Origin of the sequence: Chishuiella sp. (genome assembly GCF_032109125.1) — a bacterium.
Taxonomy (GTDB): domain Bacteria; phylum Bacteroidota; class Bacteroidia; order Flavobacteriales; family Weeksellaceae; genus Empedobacter.
In genome coordinates this window covers 1-15,706 of sequence record NZ_DAMCLZ010000005.1, presented here as the reverse complement: position 1 = coordinate 15,706, position 15,706 = coordinate 1, and the positions used below count along the sequence as shown (strand labels likewise).

The 15,706-nt window shown below is 31.1% G+C and carries 21 protein-coding genes; 11 read left to right on the top strand and 10 right to left on the bottom strand.

Features of this window, described 5'->3' with window-relative positions; translation table 11 throughout:
- The first annotated feature begins 33 nt into the window (after positions 1-33).
- Entirely contained in the window at positions 34-558 is a 525-nt protein-coding gene (locus RT575_RS07020) for an NADPH-dependent FMN reductase (protein WP_115001941.1), read from the top strand.
- A 270-nt stretch (positions 559-828) separates the two neighbouring features.
- Positions 829-1,332, top strand: coding sequence for a hypothetical protein (locus RT575_RS07015; protein WP_038331001.1), 504 nt, complete (start codon positions 829-831; stop codon positions 1,330-1,332).
- A gap of 15 nt (positions 1,333-1,347) precedes the next feature.
- Here the strand turns inward: RT575_RS07015 and RT575_RS07010 are convergent, their stop codons facing one another.
- Both RT575_RS07010 and RT575_RS07005 read right to left on the bottom strand, forming a co-directional pair.
- Positions 1,348-1,716, bottom strand: coding sequence for a MerR family transcriptional regulator (locus tag RT575_RS07010; RefSeq protein ID WP_038331000.1), 369 nt, complete (start codon positions 1,714-1,716; stop codon positions 1,348-1,350).
- 9 nt (positions 1,717-1,725) lie between these two features.
- Positions 1,726-2,676, bottom strand: a complete 951-nt coding sequence (locus RT575_RS07005) for a M23 family metallopeptidase (RefSeq protein ID WP_038330999.1) — start codon at positions 2,674-2,676, stop codon at positions 1,726-1,728.
- Positions 2,677-2,775: 99 nt separating this feature from the next.
- Between RT575_RS07005 and alaS the strand changes: the two genes are divergently transcribed.
- The 5 genes from alaS to RT575_RS06990 all read left to right on the top strand — a co-directional run bounded on the left by alaS (position 2,776) and on the right by RT575_RS06990 (position 6,896).
- Positions 2,776-5,385: an alanine--tRNA ligase gene (gene alaS / locus RT575_RS07000; protein ID WP_291101635.1), complete on the top strand. Its 2,610-nt coding sequence runs from the start codon at positions 2,776-2,778 to the stop codon at positions 5,383-5,385.
- A 103-nt stretch (positions 5,386-5,488) separates the two neighbouring features.
- On the top strand, positions 5,489-5,668 hold the full coding sequence (locus RT575_RS15600; RefSeq protein ID WP_371202196.1) for an EamA family transporter: 180 nt from the start codon (positions 5,489-5,491) through the stop codon (positions 5,666-5,668).
- Between the two features lie 53 nt (positions 5,669-5,721).
- On the top strand, positions 5,722-5,850 hold the full coding sequence (locus RT575_RS15595) for a hypothetical protein (RefSeq protein ID WP_409515950.1): 129 nt from the start codon (positions 5,722-5,724) through the stop codon (positions 5,848-5,850).
- 225 nt (positions 5,851-6,075) lie between these two features.
- Positions 6,076-6,399, top strand: a complete 324-nt coding sequence (locus tag RT575_RS15590; protein WP_371202251.1) for a DMT family transporter — start codon at positions 6,076-6,078, stop codon at positions 6,397-6,399.
- A 56-nt stretch (positions 6,400-6,455) separates the two neighbouring features.
- Positions 6,456-6,896, top strand: coding sequence for a DUF805 domain-containing protein (locus RT575_RS06990; RefSeq protein WP_038330995.1), 441 nt, complete (start codon positions 6,456-6,458; stop codon positions 6,894-6,896).
- Between the two features lie 15 nt (positions 6,897-6,911).
- Here RT575_RS06990 and RT575_RS06985 read toward each other — a convergent pair whose 3' ends face one another.
- Positions 6,912-7,439, bottom strand: coding sequence for a hypothetical protein (locus RT575_RS06985; RefSeq protein WP_291101630.1), 528 nt, complete (start codon positions 7,437-7,439; stop codon positions 6,912-6,914).
- A 174-nt stretch (positions 7,440-7,613) separates the two neighbouring features.
- Here RT575_RS06985 and RT575_RS06980 point away from each other — a divergent pair, with 174 nt between their 5' ends.
- Positions 7,614-8,030, top strand: a complete 417-nt coding sequence (locus tag RT575_RS06980) for a nucleoside-diphosphate kinase (protein WP_038330990.1) — start codon at positions 7,614-7,616, stop codon at positions 8,028-8,030.
- Positions 8,031-8,130: 100 nt separating this feature from the next.
- Positions 8,131-8,589, top strand: a complete 459-nt coding sequence (locus RT575_RS06975) for a copper resistance protein NlpE N-terminal domain-containing protein (protein WP_180905775.1) — start codon at positions 8,131-8,133, stop codon at positions 8,587-8,589.
- A 97-nt stretch (positions 8,590-8,686) separates the two neighbouring features.
- On the opposite strand, the gene RT575_RS06970 is transcribed toward RT575_RS06975, so the two are convergent.
- From RT575_RS06970 to RT575_RS06945, 6 genes are all read right to left on the bottom strand, one after another.
- Positions 8,687-9,427: an acyl-[acyl-carrier-protein] thioesterase gene (locus RT575_RS06970; protein WP_291101627.1), complete on the bottom strand. Its 741-nt coding sequence runs from the start codon at positions 9,425-9,427 to the stop codon at positions 8,687-8,689.
- 30 nt (positions 9,428-9,457) lie between these two features.
- Positions 9,458-9,955, bottom strand: a complete 498-nt coding sequence (gene ribH / locus RT575_RS06965) for a 6,7-dimethyl-8-ribityllumazine synthase (protein WP_180905773.1) — start codon at positions 9,953-9,955, stop codon at positions 9,458-9,460.
- Between the two features lie 114 nt (positions 9,956-10,069).
- A complete protein-coding gene (locus tag RT575_RS06960) occupies positions 10,070-10,777 on the bottom strand; it encodes a tetratricopeptide repeat protein (protein WP_125349548.1) in 708 nt (235 codons plus the stop codon).
- A 74-nt stretch (positions 10,778-10,851) separates the two neighbouring features.
- Positions 10,852-11,451, bottom strand: coding sequence for a porin family protein (locus RT575_RS06955; RefSeq protein WP_280049384.1), 600 nt, complete (start codon positions 11,449-11,451; stop codon positions 10,852-10,854).
- 24 nt (positions 11,452-11,475) lie between these two features.
- Positions 11,476-12,243, bottom strand: coding sequence for an ABC transporter ATP-binding protein (locus tag RT575_RS06950; RefSeq protein WP_114998788.1), 768 nt, complete (start codon positions 12,241-12,243; stop codon positions 11,476-11,478).
- Positions 12,243-12,989 (bottom strand): MlaE family ABC transporter permease, encoded by a 747-nt coding sequence (locus RT575_RS06945; protein WP_171622564.1) that lies wholly within the window; start codon positions 12,987-12,989, stop codon positions 12,243-12,245. The genes RT575_RS06950 and RT575_RS06945 overlap by 1 nt, the downstream gene beginning before the upstream one ends.
- 53 nt (positions 12,990-13,042) lie before the next feature.
- Here RT575_RS06945 and RT575_RS06940 point away from each other — a divergent pair, with 53 nt between their 5' ends.
- Both RT575_RS06940 and RT575_RS06935 read left to right on the top strand, forming a co-directional pair.
- On the top strand, positions 13,043-13,633 hold the full coding sequence (locus RT575_RS06940) for a SprT-like domain-containing protein (protein ID WP_180905771.1): 591 nt from the start codon (positions 13,043-13,045) through the stop codon (positions 13,631-13,633).
- A 9-nt stretch (positions 13,634-13,642) separates the two neighbouring features.
- A complete protein-coding gene (locus RT575_RS06935) occupies positions 13,643-14,737 on the top strand; it encodes a mannose-1-phosphate guanylyltransferase (protein ID WP_291101624.1) in 1,095 nt (364 codons plus the stop codon).
- 38 nt (positions 14,738-14,775) lie between these two features.
- On the opposite strand, the gene RT575_RS06930 is transcribed toward RT575_RS06935, so the two are convergent.
- On the bottom strand, positions 14,776-15,621 hold the full coding sequence (locus RT575_RS06930; RefSeq protein WP_313567102.1) for a hypothetical protein: 846 nt from the start codon (positions 15,619-15,621) through the stop codon (positions 14,776-14,778).
- Positions 15,622-15,706 lie beyond the last annotated feature (85 nt).

Here is a 15,706-nt window from a genome sequence, read left to right as displayed (position 1 = left end):
AATTATCTATTTTAGATGTTCAAATCAACGAAAATGAAAAATATTTTCATCATTAATGGAAGCACAAGCGAAAATTCATCTAATCAAAAAATCATAGAAAATTTTATTTCTTCTACATCTCAATATTTCAAATGTACTGTTTTTGATGAATTAAAAACTCTTCCTCATTTTGATCCAGAACGTTCTATCGAAAATACGCCGCAAGAAATACTTGGTTTTAGAACTGAAATAGAAAAAGCTGATGGAATAATTATTTGTACGCCCGAATATATTTTTAGTATTCCGAGTGGATTAAAAAATGTATTAGAATGGTGCGTTTCTACAACTATTTTTGATGGAAAACCTTTAGGAATTATCACTGCGTCTGCAAATGGAGAAAAAGGACATGAAGAATTGCAATTGATAATGAAAACGTTGATGACAAACTTCAATAATGAAACAACTTTACTCATTCAAGGTGTTAAAGGAAAAGTAAATTCGGAAGGAAAAATTATTGATAAAGTAACTTTACAACAATTGGAAGAGTTCATCGTAGCTTATAACCAACTATTAACCTAAAATATGTTTTACGTTTATACTATTGCAATACCACTTTTGATTATTTTGACTTTTTATTTCGTTGAACGAAAAATATTCAAAATAAATAACCTTCTCATTTTAGTTTTTTTATTCTGGCTTTACTTGATTAGCTTATTTTTTTTACAATATTTTAAAATTTTAAATGATTTTTGGAGTTTATACTCCATTTTACTCTTCTTACTTCCAATCACTATTATTGTATTAATTATAAAAATTGTAATGATTATTCTAAATAATTTTAAAAAATAAATGAAACAAAAACTAATCTATATACTTTATTGGTCAGCAATATTTACGGTTTCAATATCAATGTTTGTGTATGGAATTGTAAAACCTACTCAATTCACAAATATGGATAACAGCATTAATAATCATCTTTCTGAAGGTCATCGATTGATGTGGAATTTTTATAGTTTTACCAAAGGGTATCCAATAATCATCGGAATTTTTGAAGTGATTGGTGCAATCACATTACTTTTTAGAAGGACAAGAATTTTTGCATGCTTGTTATTAACTACAATTTTAATCAATATTATTCTACAAGATTATTTCTATGAAATTGTTGCGCTAAATTCTTCTATTTTTTATCAAGTTTTAGTCTTTGTTATCTTAATTATTGACAAAGAAAGAGTGATTGAAATTTTTTCGAAACTATTTGAATTAAAAACTAAACTAAAACCAAACTGGATTCTAATCATTATAAGTTTTATACTTGCAATTGGCTTTAAATTTATTGAAACAAAAGTTTTATAACCAAAAAAGATGAACTTAATTCAGTTCATCTTTTTCTAAAATTTCTTCCGACTCAAAACTCATTTTAAGTTTGATGAGTTCATCTTTTATATTTTCTAATCGCTTCACAACATCTATTTCATCTGTTGTTGTCGCAATTCCTTTTTTACCAATCGCTTGTTTTGCACCTTCTAACGTATAGCCTTTTATTTTTACCAAATAATAGATATTCTTGAAACAATCAATATCATTTTTGGTAAATAATCGATTTCCTTTTTTGTTCTTTTTGGGTTGAATAATTTCAAATTCTTTCTCCCAAAATCGAATCAACGATGCATTTACATCAAAGGCTTTGGCGACTTCGCCAATCGAGTAATATAGTTTATCAGGCAGGTCTACGTTCATTATCAGCGTTTAATCCAAAGATAATGACAATTTTTTAGAGTTTTGATAAATTTTAATGAAATCGTCTGGATCTACATCATTGTAGAAATACATAATTGGATCTACAGGTTCTCCATTCTTGTGAATTTCGTAATGCAAATGCGCTCCTGTCGACAATCCAGTCGTCCCAACATAACCAATTACATCGCCTCTTTTCACTTTTTGTCCACTACGAACTTTCGCACGAGACATGTGAGCATACAAACTTTCGTAACCATTTCCGTGTTTCAAGACCACCATATTTCCGTAACCCGAATTAAATTCAGAAACTTTTACAGAACCATCTCCAGTTGCATAAATTGGTGTTCCTGTAGAAGCTGCAAAATCTAAACCTTTGTGCATTTTATTCACTTTCAAAATTGGGTGAAAACGAGATCCATAACCAGAAGCTAATCTACTTACATATTTATCTGCAACAGGTTTTAGTACTGGCATTGATGATAAATTGGCATCTTTAACACCAGCCGAACGAAATACTTCGTCCAACGATTTTGATTCAATTTCAATTTTATCAATCAATTTTTCGATATCTTCTGCTGTATAATTATCAATTTCTTTGTTTACAGAATCGATATTTTCATTGACACGCATATCATAAATTGTACGATAAATATTGCGATCTTTTTCTTCGATTTCTGTCAAAGCTTCTTCAACTTCTTTGAATTTTTTATGTAATTGCTGATTTTCATTTTCCATTCTTTCCAACTCAGCTAATAATTTGCTTTTGTCGTCTTTGAATTTCCCTGCTCTCGATGCGTATTCAGAATCATTAAAATGATAACCAATCATTCCAGCAGATATTGTCGATAGACATAAAAATAGTAATACGTATAATGCTGTTTTAGGAGTTTTTTGGACTCTTTTCTTCGCCCAACTCATTAAAAATTTCACAGAATTATACTTATAGTTTTTATTTTCCATTACTTAACCAACCTTTTATTATCTTTGTAAAACGTTTGCAAAGTAACGAATATTGTACGAGTAAACTTGTTAATCAAATGATAAAAATAATTTAATTAAATGAAATCCAAAGATATAAGAAAAGAATTTCTGCATTTTTTTGAGACAAAAGGCCACTTAATAGTAGACTCTGCGCCGATTGTTTTGAAAGACGATCCGACATTAATGTTCAATAATTCGGGGATGGCACAATTCAAAGAATATTTTTTAGGAAACGGAACTCCAAAAAGTAATCGTATCGCGGATACACAAAAATGTCTTCGTGTTTCTGGTAAACATAATGATTTGGATGATGTAGGAAAAGATACTTACCACCACACGATGTTCGAAATGTTAGGAAACTGGTCTTTTGGTGATTATTTCAAAAAAGAAGCAATCGCTTGGGCGTGGGAATTACTAACAGAAAAATACGGAATCTCTAAAGATCAAATTTATGTAACCGTTTTTGAAGGTGATAAAGGTGACGGAACATCATTAGATGAAGAAGCATTAGAACTTTGGAAACAACATATTGCTGAAGATAGAATTCTTTACGGAAATAAAAAAGATAATTTCTGGGAAATGGGTGATATCGGACCATGTGGACCATGTTCTGAAATTCATGTTGATATTCGTCCAGAAGCTGATCGTTTAGCTGTTGATGGTAAAACATTGGTTAATATGGATCATCCACAAGTTATCGAAATTTGGAACTTGGTATTTATGCAATATCAACGTAAAGCGGATGGTTCTTTAGAATCTTTACCGGCTCGCCATATCGATACAGGTATGGGATTTGAGCGTTTGGCAATGGTTTTACAAGGAAAATCATCTAACTATGATACAGATGTTTTTCAACCAACAATTCAAAAATTAGAAGAAATTTCTGGTGTAAAATACGGAACAGCAGAAAAAACAGATATCGCTATTCGTGTTGTAGTTGACCATTTACGTGCAGTTTCTTTTGCAATTGCAGACGGACAATTACCATCAAACACAGGAGCAGGATATGTAATTCGTCGTATTTTACGTCGTGCAATTTCTTACGGATATCGTTTCTTAGGTCTTAAAGAACCTTTTATCTATAAATTATATCCAATCTTGAAAGCTGAAATGGGTGATTTCTTCCCAGAATTAGTGAAACAAGAAACAATTGTAACTGGCGTTATTCGCGAAGAAGAAGCATCTTTCTTACGTACAATTGAACAAGGATTAAATCGATTAAATCAAATCATTGAGCAATTAGGAGATTCTAAAGTTGTTCCTGGTGATGTGGTTTTCGAATTATATGACACATTTGGTTTCCCCGCAGATTTATCTCGTATTGTAGCAGAAGATCACGGTTTCACAATTGACGAAGCTGGTTTTGAAGCTGAAATGGCGAAACAAAAAGAACGTTCGAAAAAAGCAACTGCTTTAGTAACGGATGACTGGGTTATTTTAGATGATAAAGGAAAGGAAACCTCTATCGCTTATGATAACACAGAAGCTGAAGTAAAAATTACACGTTACAGAAAAGTAAAAAATAAAAAAGGAGAATTTTTCCAATTGGTATTCAACCAAACGCCATTCTATGCAGAATCTGGAGGACAAATTGGTGATACAGGATCAATTTCTACTTTGAATGAAACAATTGAAGTTGTTGACACGAAAAAAGAAAATAACTTAGTAATTCATTTCGTTGAAACTTTACCAGAAAATGTAAACGCTACATTCAATGCGAAAGTTGACACAGAAAAACGTAATGAGACAACTAAAAATCACTCTGCAACACACTTAATGCACGAAGCTTTACGCGAAGTTTTAGGAACGCACGTAGAACAAAAAGGTTCGTATGTTGGAGACGATTATTTACGTTTTGACTTTTCTCATTTCTCTAAAATGACAGATGAAGAATTGGCTATTGTTGAGCAAAAAGTAAACGATAAAATTGCAGAAGCTTTACCATTAATCGAAAAAAGAGATTGTGATATCAACGAAGCTATCACTGAAGGTGCAATGGCTTTATTTGGTGAAAAATATGGTGATAAAGTTCGTGTCATTCGTTTCGGATCTTCAATCGAATTATGTGGTGGTACACACGTAAAAAACACAGCGGATATTCGTCTGTTCAGAATTTTATCTGAATCTTCTACTGCTGCTGGTATTCGTCGTATCGAAGCAATTACATCAAACAAAGCAATCGAAGCATACAAAGATGCTGAGAAAAATTACAATGATGTTTTAGCTGCACTTAAAACGAAAAATGATGCGGTAAAAGCGGTTCAACATTTATTAGATGAAAATGCAGAATTGAAAAAGCAATTAGAGTCTTTTGTTGCGCAACAAGCTGCTGCTGAGAAAGCGACTTGGAAAGCTGCGATTAAAGAGATTAATGGTGTTAATTTCTTAGCGGTTAAAACGAATTTAGATACAAATGCCGCAAAACAAAATGCAATTGATTTAACAAAAGAAATCGAAAATGCATTTATCGTTGTTGGTACGAATGATGCCGTAAAACCATCGATTACAATTTCTATCGCAAAAAACCTTGTAGATGAAAAAGGTTATAACGCAGGACAAATTGTAAAAGAAATCGCGAAGCACATCAATGGCGGCGGTGGTGGACAAGCTTTCTTAGCTACAGCAGGTGGTAAAGAGGTTTCTGGATTAGATGCTGCACTAAAACAAGCAGAGGATTTTGTTAAATAATAAATCTCTATTATAATACTTTAAAAGCGACTTGGTTTATCAAGTCGCTTTTTTTTTATTTTTATAATTCTATTTTAGAATTATCACTTTTAACTTTTTTATCTTGAAAGAGATCAAATTATTGATTGCCGTTAGTATAGTTGCAATTGTTTGGGGAACAACTTTCCTCGGAATTCGTATAGCTGTAGAAACTATTCCTAGTTGGTTTGTTGCTGAAATTCGTCAATTTTTGGCAGGACTAATTATGCTAATTATTTTACTATCTAAAAAGGAATTAAAATAGATTGTCTGGAAAAACCTTTCTTATCAACTTATCTCGCTTCATTAATGCTGATAATGGCAAATGGATTAACTACTGCTGCAGAAGAAAACTTATCGAGTATTTTAGCTGCATTAATTAGTGCAACCTCACCTATTCTCGTTTTTTTAGGAAGTATTTTTATTGGCTTACAAAAATTCAGTTAGCGTGGATTATTAGGTGTTTTACTTTATTTTGGGGGTGGAATATTTATTTTTTGGTAGGGAAATCAAGAATTAGCAAATCTAGCATATAGAACTGGAATTATTTTACTTTTTTGTGCAATTACAGGTTGGGCAACAGGAACTATTTTCATTAAAAAAATGAATATTCAATCCAAAAATATTTCTCTCAATCTTTTTTACCAATTTATATTTGCTGGAATTGTTTAAATTATTTTTGCTTTCGCTTTTACAAAAAATTATAATTTCGAAAATTGGAGTACAAAAAGTATTTCTGCCATGCTTTATTTAGCTGTTTTTGGTTCTGTGATTACGTTTTTTTCATTTCATTATGCGTTGACCAAAATTTCTCCAATACAAGTTTCTATTCTTTCTTATTTCAATACGATTATTGCAATAATTTTGGGTTGGTTAATATTAGACGAACAAATTTCATCAAAGTTTATCGTCGCTACTATTCTAATTATTCTTGGTGTTTTTATTATTAATTATAAGCCAGAAATGTTCAAAACTAAACGTTTAAAAGCAGATTAAGAGTTACGTAATAAAATTTATTTTAATATTTTTAACATAATTTAACAACTTAATCTATGATTGAAATATACAAACGAGTAATGTTTGACAATTACGCCAATTTCTCGGGAAGAGCCCGCAGAAGCGAATATTGGTATTATACATTATGTAATGTTATCATTTCATTTGTAATGTATATTCTAGTTATTATCTCTGTAGCTATTGGAAGCGACGGAGAAAGTCCTGGAATTTTATTTTACTTAATTTATGGAATTTTAATGTTGTATGCATTAGCAACTTTTATCCCTTCTTTAGCAGTTGTTGTAAGACGATTACACGACACAGGAAAAAGTGGTTGGTATTATTTAATTGGTTTAATTCCTCTTGTGGGAGCTATTTTATTAATAATAGCATTAGTTACAGATAGCCAACCAGGTTCTAATCAATGGGGACCAAACCCAAAAGAAACTGATGATTCTATCAACGAAATAGGAAACGATTTAATCGAAAGATATTAAAATTAAAAAGCGAGATTAATTCTCGCTTTTTAATTGGATTAATTTTATCCATTGTTTTAGATTATATCGTCTAAAAATCCCCAAATAACGTTGATTAAAAGAGTTCACCCAAATCGAATTGTCTTCACAATAAATTACAACTGTTTCGATATAATCTCGTCTTCGATAATTATATTTATAAAAAATATTTCGTTCCGAATATTCAAAAAGAAACAAACCTTGTTCATCCAACGATTCGGTAAAATTAAGTTGTCGCTGAGCTAATTCTTTGATTAAATTAATATTCTCACTTAACGATTTTGATGTTTTAATTTCTACAAAAAATCTATCATTAATTGTCGTTATTATTCGGATTCCAAAAATTACAATCATTGAAATAAAAATAATATTGATTTCACTTGATGCATAAGCGAAAAACAAAATAAGTAAAAACATTAAACCTAAATCTAAATAATTCCAAATTTCGAAAGGCAGAAAATATTTATCACCAACCTTTTTGAGTTTCGTTTTATGATGAAATGTGGAAAGATCATTTGTATTCATAAGTTTTAGATTTCTCTTAAAAATAAGAAATATTATCGAATTGAAACAATCTTAAATGAATAACAATTAACTATTTTTATTAAAATAAGAAATTTTAATTATAAAACAAAAACATTCGAATCATTTTTGTAATTTTGCACCTCAAAAAATAAGTAATAAATACAATTCAATAAAATGGCAAACATTACATTTACAATGATTAAGCCTGATGCAGTTGCAAAAGGACACATCGGAGATATTTTAAAAGACATTACTGACGCTGGTTTCAAAATTAAAGCGGCTAAAATGACTCAATTAGCAAAACAAGATGCTGAAGCATTTTACGCTATCCACGCAGAGCGTCCTTTCTTCAAGGATTTAGTAGAATTCATGACTTCTGGACCAATCGTTGCTGCAGTTTTAGAAAAAGACAACGCAGTTGCTGATTTCCGTACTTTAATCGGTGCTACTAACCCAGCTGAGGCTGCAGAAGGTACAATCCGTGCTAAATATGCTGAATCTATCGATGCTAACGCTGTTCACGGTTCTGATTCTGACGAAAATGCTGCTATTGAAGCTGCTTTCCACTTTGCTGCGAAAGAAATTTTCTAATCGAATAAGATTACAAAACATTATACAAATCCTTCTGAAAATATTCGGAAGGATTTTTTTTGGCTCAAAATTTACTTACCTTTAAATCAAATTCTAAAAAATGAAAAAAATAATTTTAGCCACATTTACAATCGCAGCTTTTGTTGTGTCAAGTTGTAAAAGCGAAACAGAACCTGTAAAAAATGATGTAGAAAATGTAGAAGATTCAGTAAAAGTTGAAGCAAAAACTGCCGAAGAATCTATTCAATACGAAGGAGCTTACAAAGGAATTTTGCCTTGTTATGAGAAAGATTGCAAAGAGGTTGAAATGGAAATAAAATTATTACCAAACAAAGGATATGTCTATTCTACAAAACGTTTGGGGTTAGATAAAATGGCTATTATGACAACTGGAACTTTTCAGTTTAAAGAAGATGGAAATACAATTGTTTTTCCTGAAATTGCCAATGTTCCGAATGCTTTTTTGGTTGAAGAAGGAAAAATTACTCAGTTAAATAAAAATCAGAAGAAAATAGAGTCGGCCGATTCTGCTAAATTTGTTTTGACAAAAGAAAAATAGATAAAAAGGTTTCGTAATGAAACCTTTTTTTATTGTAATAATTTTAGATTTTTTGATAAGCTGAAATAAATTCAGTTTGATATCTCTTAAAATAACCTTACCTCAACTCCAATCTACAAACAAAGTTTACTTTTTCTTTACTAACAATTTTAAACTGAATTAAATTCTCCGTTTCTAATTTCTGAATTTCTATTTTGTCATGTAAACTTAATTCTTTCAAGAAATTCATATCAATCGCTTTGATACGATGTTTGAATATTATTTCAGGATCAATAGTATTCAAACACCAATCCAAATATTTGGTATTATTTGCGTGTTTTACGATATCTAAATCAGAAAACTGAACTTTATATTGAATAACTTCTGTTGGTTCAAAATCGATGTTTAAAATCGAATTCTCGACTTCCGTTGGTTTCAGATCAGGAAAACGTTCAATGTGAGATGAATCAATTTGAAGAATATCAGGACGACGTTTTTCTGTATTGAAAACCGCCCACAAACTTGAAGCTCCAATTAATTTTTTTCCATTTTTCTCGATTGTAAAATCACGAATAGATTTTGCACCTTTCAATACTTCAATCCAAGTTTTTACATCAACAAAATCTGTCCAAGAAGGTAATTCATCAATCTCAATTCGAAGTCGATTCATTACCCAAGATTGATTAAATTCTTGTAAATCAAAGAAACCTAAACCTCCTTTTATCGCGTGTTCTGAAGCAGTTAATTGAAAAAGATTTGCCATTTCAGACAATTTCATCTTACCTGTCGGATCACATTGAGAAAAATAAATCTCCCAATTTTTCGTATAAATTGATTTAAAATCTTCTGCTATTGGCATCGATAAAGTTTTGAATCTATCATTCTAAAATTATTTACCTAATTTCTTTTTCATATCCGCCATCATAACCGCAGCTACACCAGCTTCAACTCCTTTATTTCCATGTTTTCCGCCAGAACGATCAATTGATTGCTGTTCATTTTCGTCTGTTAAAACACAAAAAATAATTGGCATATTGTGTTTGATATTCAAATCTTTGATTCCTTGTGTCACACCTTGACAAACATAATCAAAATGCGCTGTTGCTCCACGAATCACACATCCAACAACGATAATTCCGTCCAAATCTGGATGAACTTGCGCGACTTTATCAGCTCCATAAATCAACTCAAAACTACCAGGAACTTCATATAATGTAACATCATCAGGATTTGCGCCCAAATCAATCAATGTATCTTTTGCTCCATCTCGTAAATTAAATGTGATATGATTATTCCATTCAGATGTAATGATTGCAAACTTAGAGCCCGCTACATTTGGTAATTCTGCTTTATTATATTGAGATAAATTTTTATTTTCTGTTGCCATTTTGTTTAAAATTTGAATGGTAAAATTACAAAAATGATTTAGGATAAACTTTGATTTGAATCAATAAAAAAAGCCGAACAATTTGTTCGGCTTGTAATTATCTTTTGAAGTGAATTATTTCGCAGTTTCAGAAGCGTATTTTAAACGCTCAATAAACTTCGCAGTTTCACCATTATTTGCATTTGGATATTTATCCTCTAAAGCTTGAAAATATTTTAAAGCATCAGCATTTTTACCTAATTCCATCGCAATTTCACCCGCTTTTGTATAGTAAGTCGATTGTAATGTTTCAACTTCTGTCGCTTCAGCAGCTTTTACATAGTAAGGTAAACCTTCTTCTAATTTGTTAGAAGCAACTAATGCATTTCCTAACATACCATATTTTTGCGCTAACATTACATTGTCATCAGTGTCAAAATCTTCTAATAATTTTACAGCAGATGCGTAATCTCCTAATTTATAATAAGAACTTGCCGCTTTGAAACGTGCTAAATTACCAGCATCAGTATTTCCATATTCATCAACAATTTGTTGTAAACCTTGGAAACTTCCTGCGCTACCATTAAGAGCAACGTTAATAGAATCTTGATCAAAAAGACGTTCTGCTTGAACCATTTCTTTGAAAGCGTCTTCTGATTTAGGTTCTACGACTAATTTTAAGTAAGCAAAATAACCTAAAACAGCTACAATAATTACTCCTAAACCAATACCAATTGCTTTAGCATATTTTTCAACAAAAAACTCTACGTTGAAAGCTGTTCTATCTAATTTTTCTACGAATTGCTCTGTAGCGAATTCTTCTTTTTTATTATTTTTTGCCATTTTAATAATTTACGAGGTTGCAAAAATACAATTTGGAACAAATATATCCAATAAATTTATTTACAAACAACCTTTTAGAATAAATATGCTACTGATAAGTTTAACATTTGCGGACGATTTTCTGTTCTATATTGTCCATTTGATCCGTTCAAAATGTCAGATCCAACTTTTCCTAAACCGAATTCGTAACGTAAATCGAATAATAATTTAGAAACTTCTACACCTGCACCAATTTGCATTCCGACATTAAATTCGTCTTGTTTTGCAGTTGTAAAATCTTTTACAGATAATTTATCATCAAAATAGTAAGAGAAAACTGGACCAGCTTGAATATGTCCGATTCCTAAAAATCTTTTTCCAACATTTACAGGAATATCCATACGTTTTTTAGTTACATTCAGTTTTTGTCCATCAACATCATATTCATTTTTGAATTGCGTATACAATAACTCTGGTTGTATGTAAATTCCTGCTAAAGAGACACGAGCTAAAGCACCAGCTTGAAACCCTGCAGAAGCTTTCCCATCTTTCTTGGAAATATTTCCAGCATCTTCCCAAACTTTTCCTTTATCTGTATTGAAAACAGCTCCTCCTTTGATACCAAAATTGATATTTTGTGCTGTTGCAAAATTTGCAGCTAAACCTACAATTGCAGTTAAAATTAATTTTTTCATAGAATTTTTATTTTTATTGATTTATTATTGTTCTTTTAATAAGGCTTCTCTTAGTTTCTTGAAAAGATTTGACGAATATACAAAATCAATAACATTTGGATTATCAGCCACCAAAATCTCCTCTTTTGTCCCTTCCCATTCCAAGAAACCATTTTTTAAGAAAACAATATGATCTCCAATTTCCATTACCGAGTTCATATCGTGTGTATTTACAACGGTTGTTGTGTTGTATTCTTTTGTGATATCATAAATTAATTGGTCGATAACTAACGCCGTTTTCGGGTCAAGACCAGAGTTTGGTTCATCAGCAAATAAATATTTTGGATTATTTACAATCGCGCGCGCAATCGCCACACGTTTTTGCATTCCTCCAGATATTTCTGACGGATATTTTTTAAGCGCTGTACGAGCTATTTCTACACGATCTAACACTTCACGCGCACGTTTTTCGGCATCAGCATTTGACATATCCGAAAACATTTGCAATGGAAATTTTACATTTTCTACAATATTCATCGTATCATACAAAGCCGAACCTTGGAAAACTACTCCAATTTCTGAACGTAAACGTTGTTTTTCTTTGTAATCAAACTCGATCATATTATCTCCTTCGTACAAAATTTGACCTGAAGTTGGTGTTAATAATCCAATCAAATTTTTCAAAAAAACAGTTTTTCCAGAACCACTTTGACCAATAATCAAACTAACTTTTCCTTTCTCGAAAGTGACAGAAAAACCTTTCAGAACTTCTACTGCATCAAATGATTTTCTGATATCTTTTACTTCAATCATTAGCTCAAAATTGTTTGTGTTAATATTAAGTTGATCACAATAATTGCTACTGATGTCCATACAACAGCTGTTGTTGCAGAACGACCAACTTCTAACGAACCTCCTTTTACTTTATAACCATAGTATGCCGGAATTGTTGCGATAACAAACGCGAATACCATTGTTTTAAGGAATGTATAGACAAACAATTTTGTTGCCATATTCATTTGTAAACCTGTAATAAAATCGGCTGCCGACCATAGTTTTGTAAAAACTCCAATATAATAACCGCCTAATAATCCAAATCCGATAGAAATCATAACCAATAAAGGATTGAAAAATACACAGGCGATAATTTTTGGTAAAATCAAGAAGTTTGCAGAATTGATTCCCATAACATCTAACGCATCAATTTGTTCGGTAACACGCATGGTTCCGATACTCGAAGCGATATACGAACCTACTTTACCAACTAAAATTAGCGACATAATGGTTGGAGCAAACTCTAATACCAAAACCACTTTGGTTGCATAACCAATGTAGGCATCTGGAACAGGAATAGAAGCTCCCTGAAAGTTTTGCGCCATTTGTATTGCTACAACTGCACCCATAAATGTTGAGATAAAGGTTACAATCCCTAAAGAGTTGACACCTAAATCATATATTTCTCTAACGGTCAATTTCCAGAAAACGCTCAATTTTTGAGGTTTGCTAAATACTTTACCCATAAGCATAAAGTATGACCCTAAATTTTCGATTAGTTTCATTACGACAAAATTAATATTTTTATTGGAAAGGCTTTTTATTTATCTTGCACAATGTGAATTTAGAACATTTAACTTCTTATCTCCCTCATAATGCAGACTTGTATGTAAAAAAGTGGTTAGAAAATCATTTTATAACGTTAAAAATTACAAGAAGACGTGAAACTAAGTTGGGAGATTATCGCAAATTGGTCGAAAATAATCGTCATCAAATTACAGTGAATGGCGACTTAAATCAGTATGCTTTCTTTTTTGTTTTTACACATGAAGTGGCGCATCTCAAAACTTTTGTTCAGTTTGATTCGCGTAAAATAAATCCGCATGGAAAAGAATGGAAAACCATTTTTGGGCATTTATTATTAGAATCTCTTCACATTTATCCCGAAGAATTGCAACCGTATATTCTTCATCATGCCAAACATCCGAAAGCGAGTTTAGGAGCAGATATTAATATCTCAAAATATATTATAGATGATAAAAATCCTGCTCAAATTTATCTTGAAGATTTGGAGGATGGTACAATATTTTCGATAGGAAAAAGAATCTTTAAAAAAGAATCTAAAAGAAAATTAAGGTATCTTTGTTTAGAGTTGAAAACCAAGAAAAAATATTTGATAAACGCAACTGCAACTGTAAATAAACTTTAAAAGACAATCATGAATAATAAAGATAACTACGCTGTTATCCTTGCCAGTGGTACAGGAGTGAGATTATGGCCTTTGAGTACAATTAAAAAACCAAAACAATTTCATGATTTATTAGGAATAGGAAAAACTTTTATTCAATTAACGTATAATCGCCTTAAAAAAGTCGTTCCGCAAGAAAATATTTTCATTGTAACTATTCAAGATTATAAAGAGATTGTAAAAGAACAATTACCAGATTTTGAGGATAAAAATTTTATCATCGAACCAAGAGTCATGAATACCGCAGCTTGTAATTTATTGGCCGCAATGACAATCCAACAAATTAATCCAAATGCAAAATTGATAATTTCTCCTTCAGATCATTTTATTTTTGATGAAGATGAATTTGTAGAAAAAGTAAATCTTGCTTTCGAGGATGCTGACAACGATCGATTGATTACTTTGGGAGTAGCTCCAACACGACCAGATATTAATTACAGTTATATTCAGTTCATCGAAAATACAACACCTATAAAAAAAGTAAAATCTTATATCGATAAACCTGATTTAGAATTTGCTGAATCTTTTATAACGAGCGGCGAATTTATTTGGAATACAGGAATCCTTATTTGGTCTGTAGATAGTATTGTAAAAGCTTTTCAACAACATTTACCTTCGATGAAAGAAACTTTGAAAAAGTATTTTGATCTTGATCGTTCTTTACAGAATACAGAAACTTTAAAACCTATTTACACAACGTTAGATGTAACTTCTATTAACAAAGGAATTTTAGAGCAAGCCGATAATGTTTATGTTATTCCGACAACTTTTGGCTGGAGTGATATTGGAACTTGGTCGGCAATCAACGAAAAGTATAAATATACAGGTGAAGATCAGGATGAAAATCACAATACGTTATTGTGTAAACATTTTTCTGGATACAACGCTAAAAACAATTTCATTTATTCTACACAAGATAAAGCAATTATTATTGACGGATTAGATAGTTATGTGGTTATTAATTCGGAGAAAGGATTATTGATTTGTCCTCGAAGTAATGTTCAAAATATCAAGACGTATGTCAGCGATTTGAAATTACAGAAAAACGGAGAAAAATATTGTTAAAATATAGCTACAAAGTCATTCAATTTTGGATGACTTTTTTATTTGAAATCAATCGCTTTTGGATAAGCAACTTTCTGAATAATATAAATCGATAGCATAAAAAATATACTCATGATTAATGTTGCAACAGGTAAATATTTTATCGAGTCAGAAGGTAAAATCATTGGTAAAATAACCATTGCAAAAGCAGGAGGTAAGCGTAAATCTGTTAATTTCAAAATAAACATTACGATAATCAAATCGATCAAGCCAATGATTAACCAATTATCAAGATAATGCATTGTTAAACAACCAGCCATTGTAGCCATGAACATTACAAGAATACGTTTTAGACGTACGGTTAATTTTAATGTTGGATTATTTAAAGATTCAAAAGAAATTACGATAATAGGTGGAATAGCAGAGAAATGTGCAAAACCGCTAAAATAACAAGCTGTAAACCAAACTACACATAATCCGATTAACCATCTGTTATGGCTTGTATAAATCATTGGAACCGCATTTTCAGTTGGTTTTAGTTTGAATATTTTTATTGATAGAAAAAGTAAAAAGACAAATAGAAATATCGCATATAGAAATACAAAAGATTCTGTATTTGTAACAATTGGTAATAATCCCGTAGCTAATGCTGGCGCAAGTTGACTTTTAAAAATTTTCAAGACAATTAACATTGCAACCAATACCAATGCTAATTTGAATGATAATATAATCGGTAAAAAATTAATCCCAAATCCTAAAATAGCAGTTATGGATGGAAGTAAAAAAATATGAAATGGTCGTTGTAGCCATTTATTTTCTCGAAACGTTAAAATTCCGACAGATAATGCAGCAACTTCTGGTAAAATAATTTCTTTATCATCATAAATCATTGCTGTTCCAATCATGATTAAAATAAATAGAAAAGCGACAGAGTATGGATCAGGGACAAAAGTTGGGGAGAAGTTTAATAATTCTTAGTTTTGTCTTGTG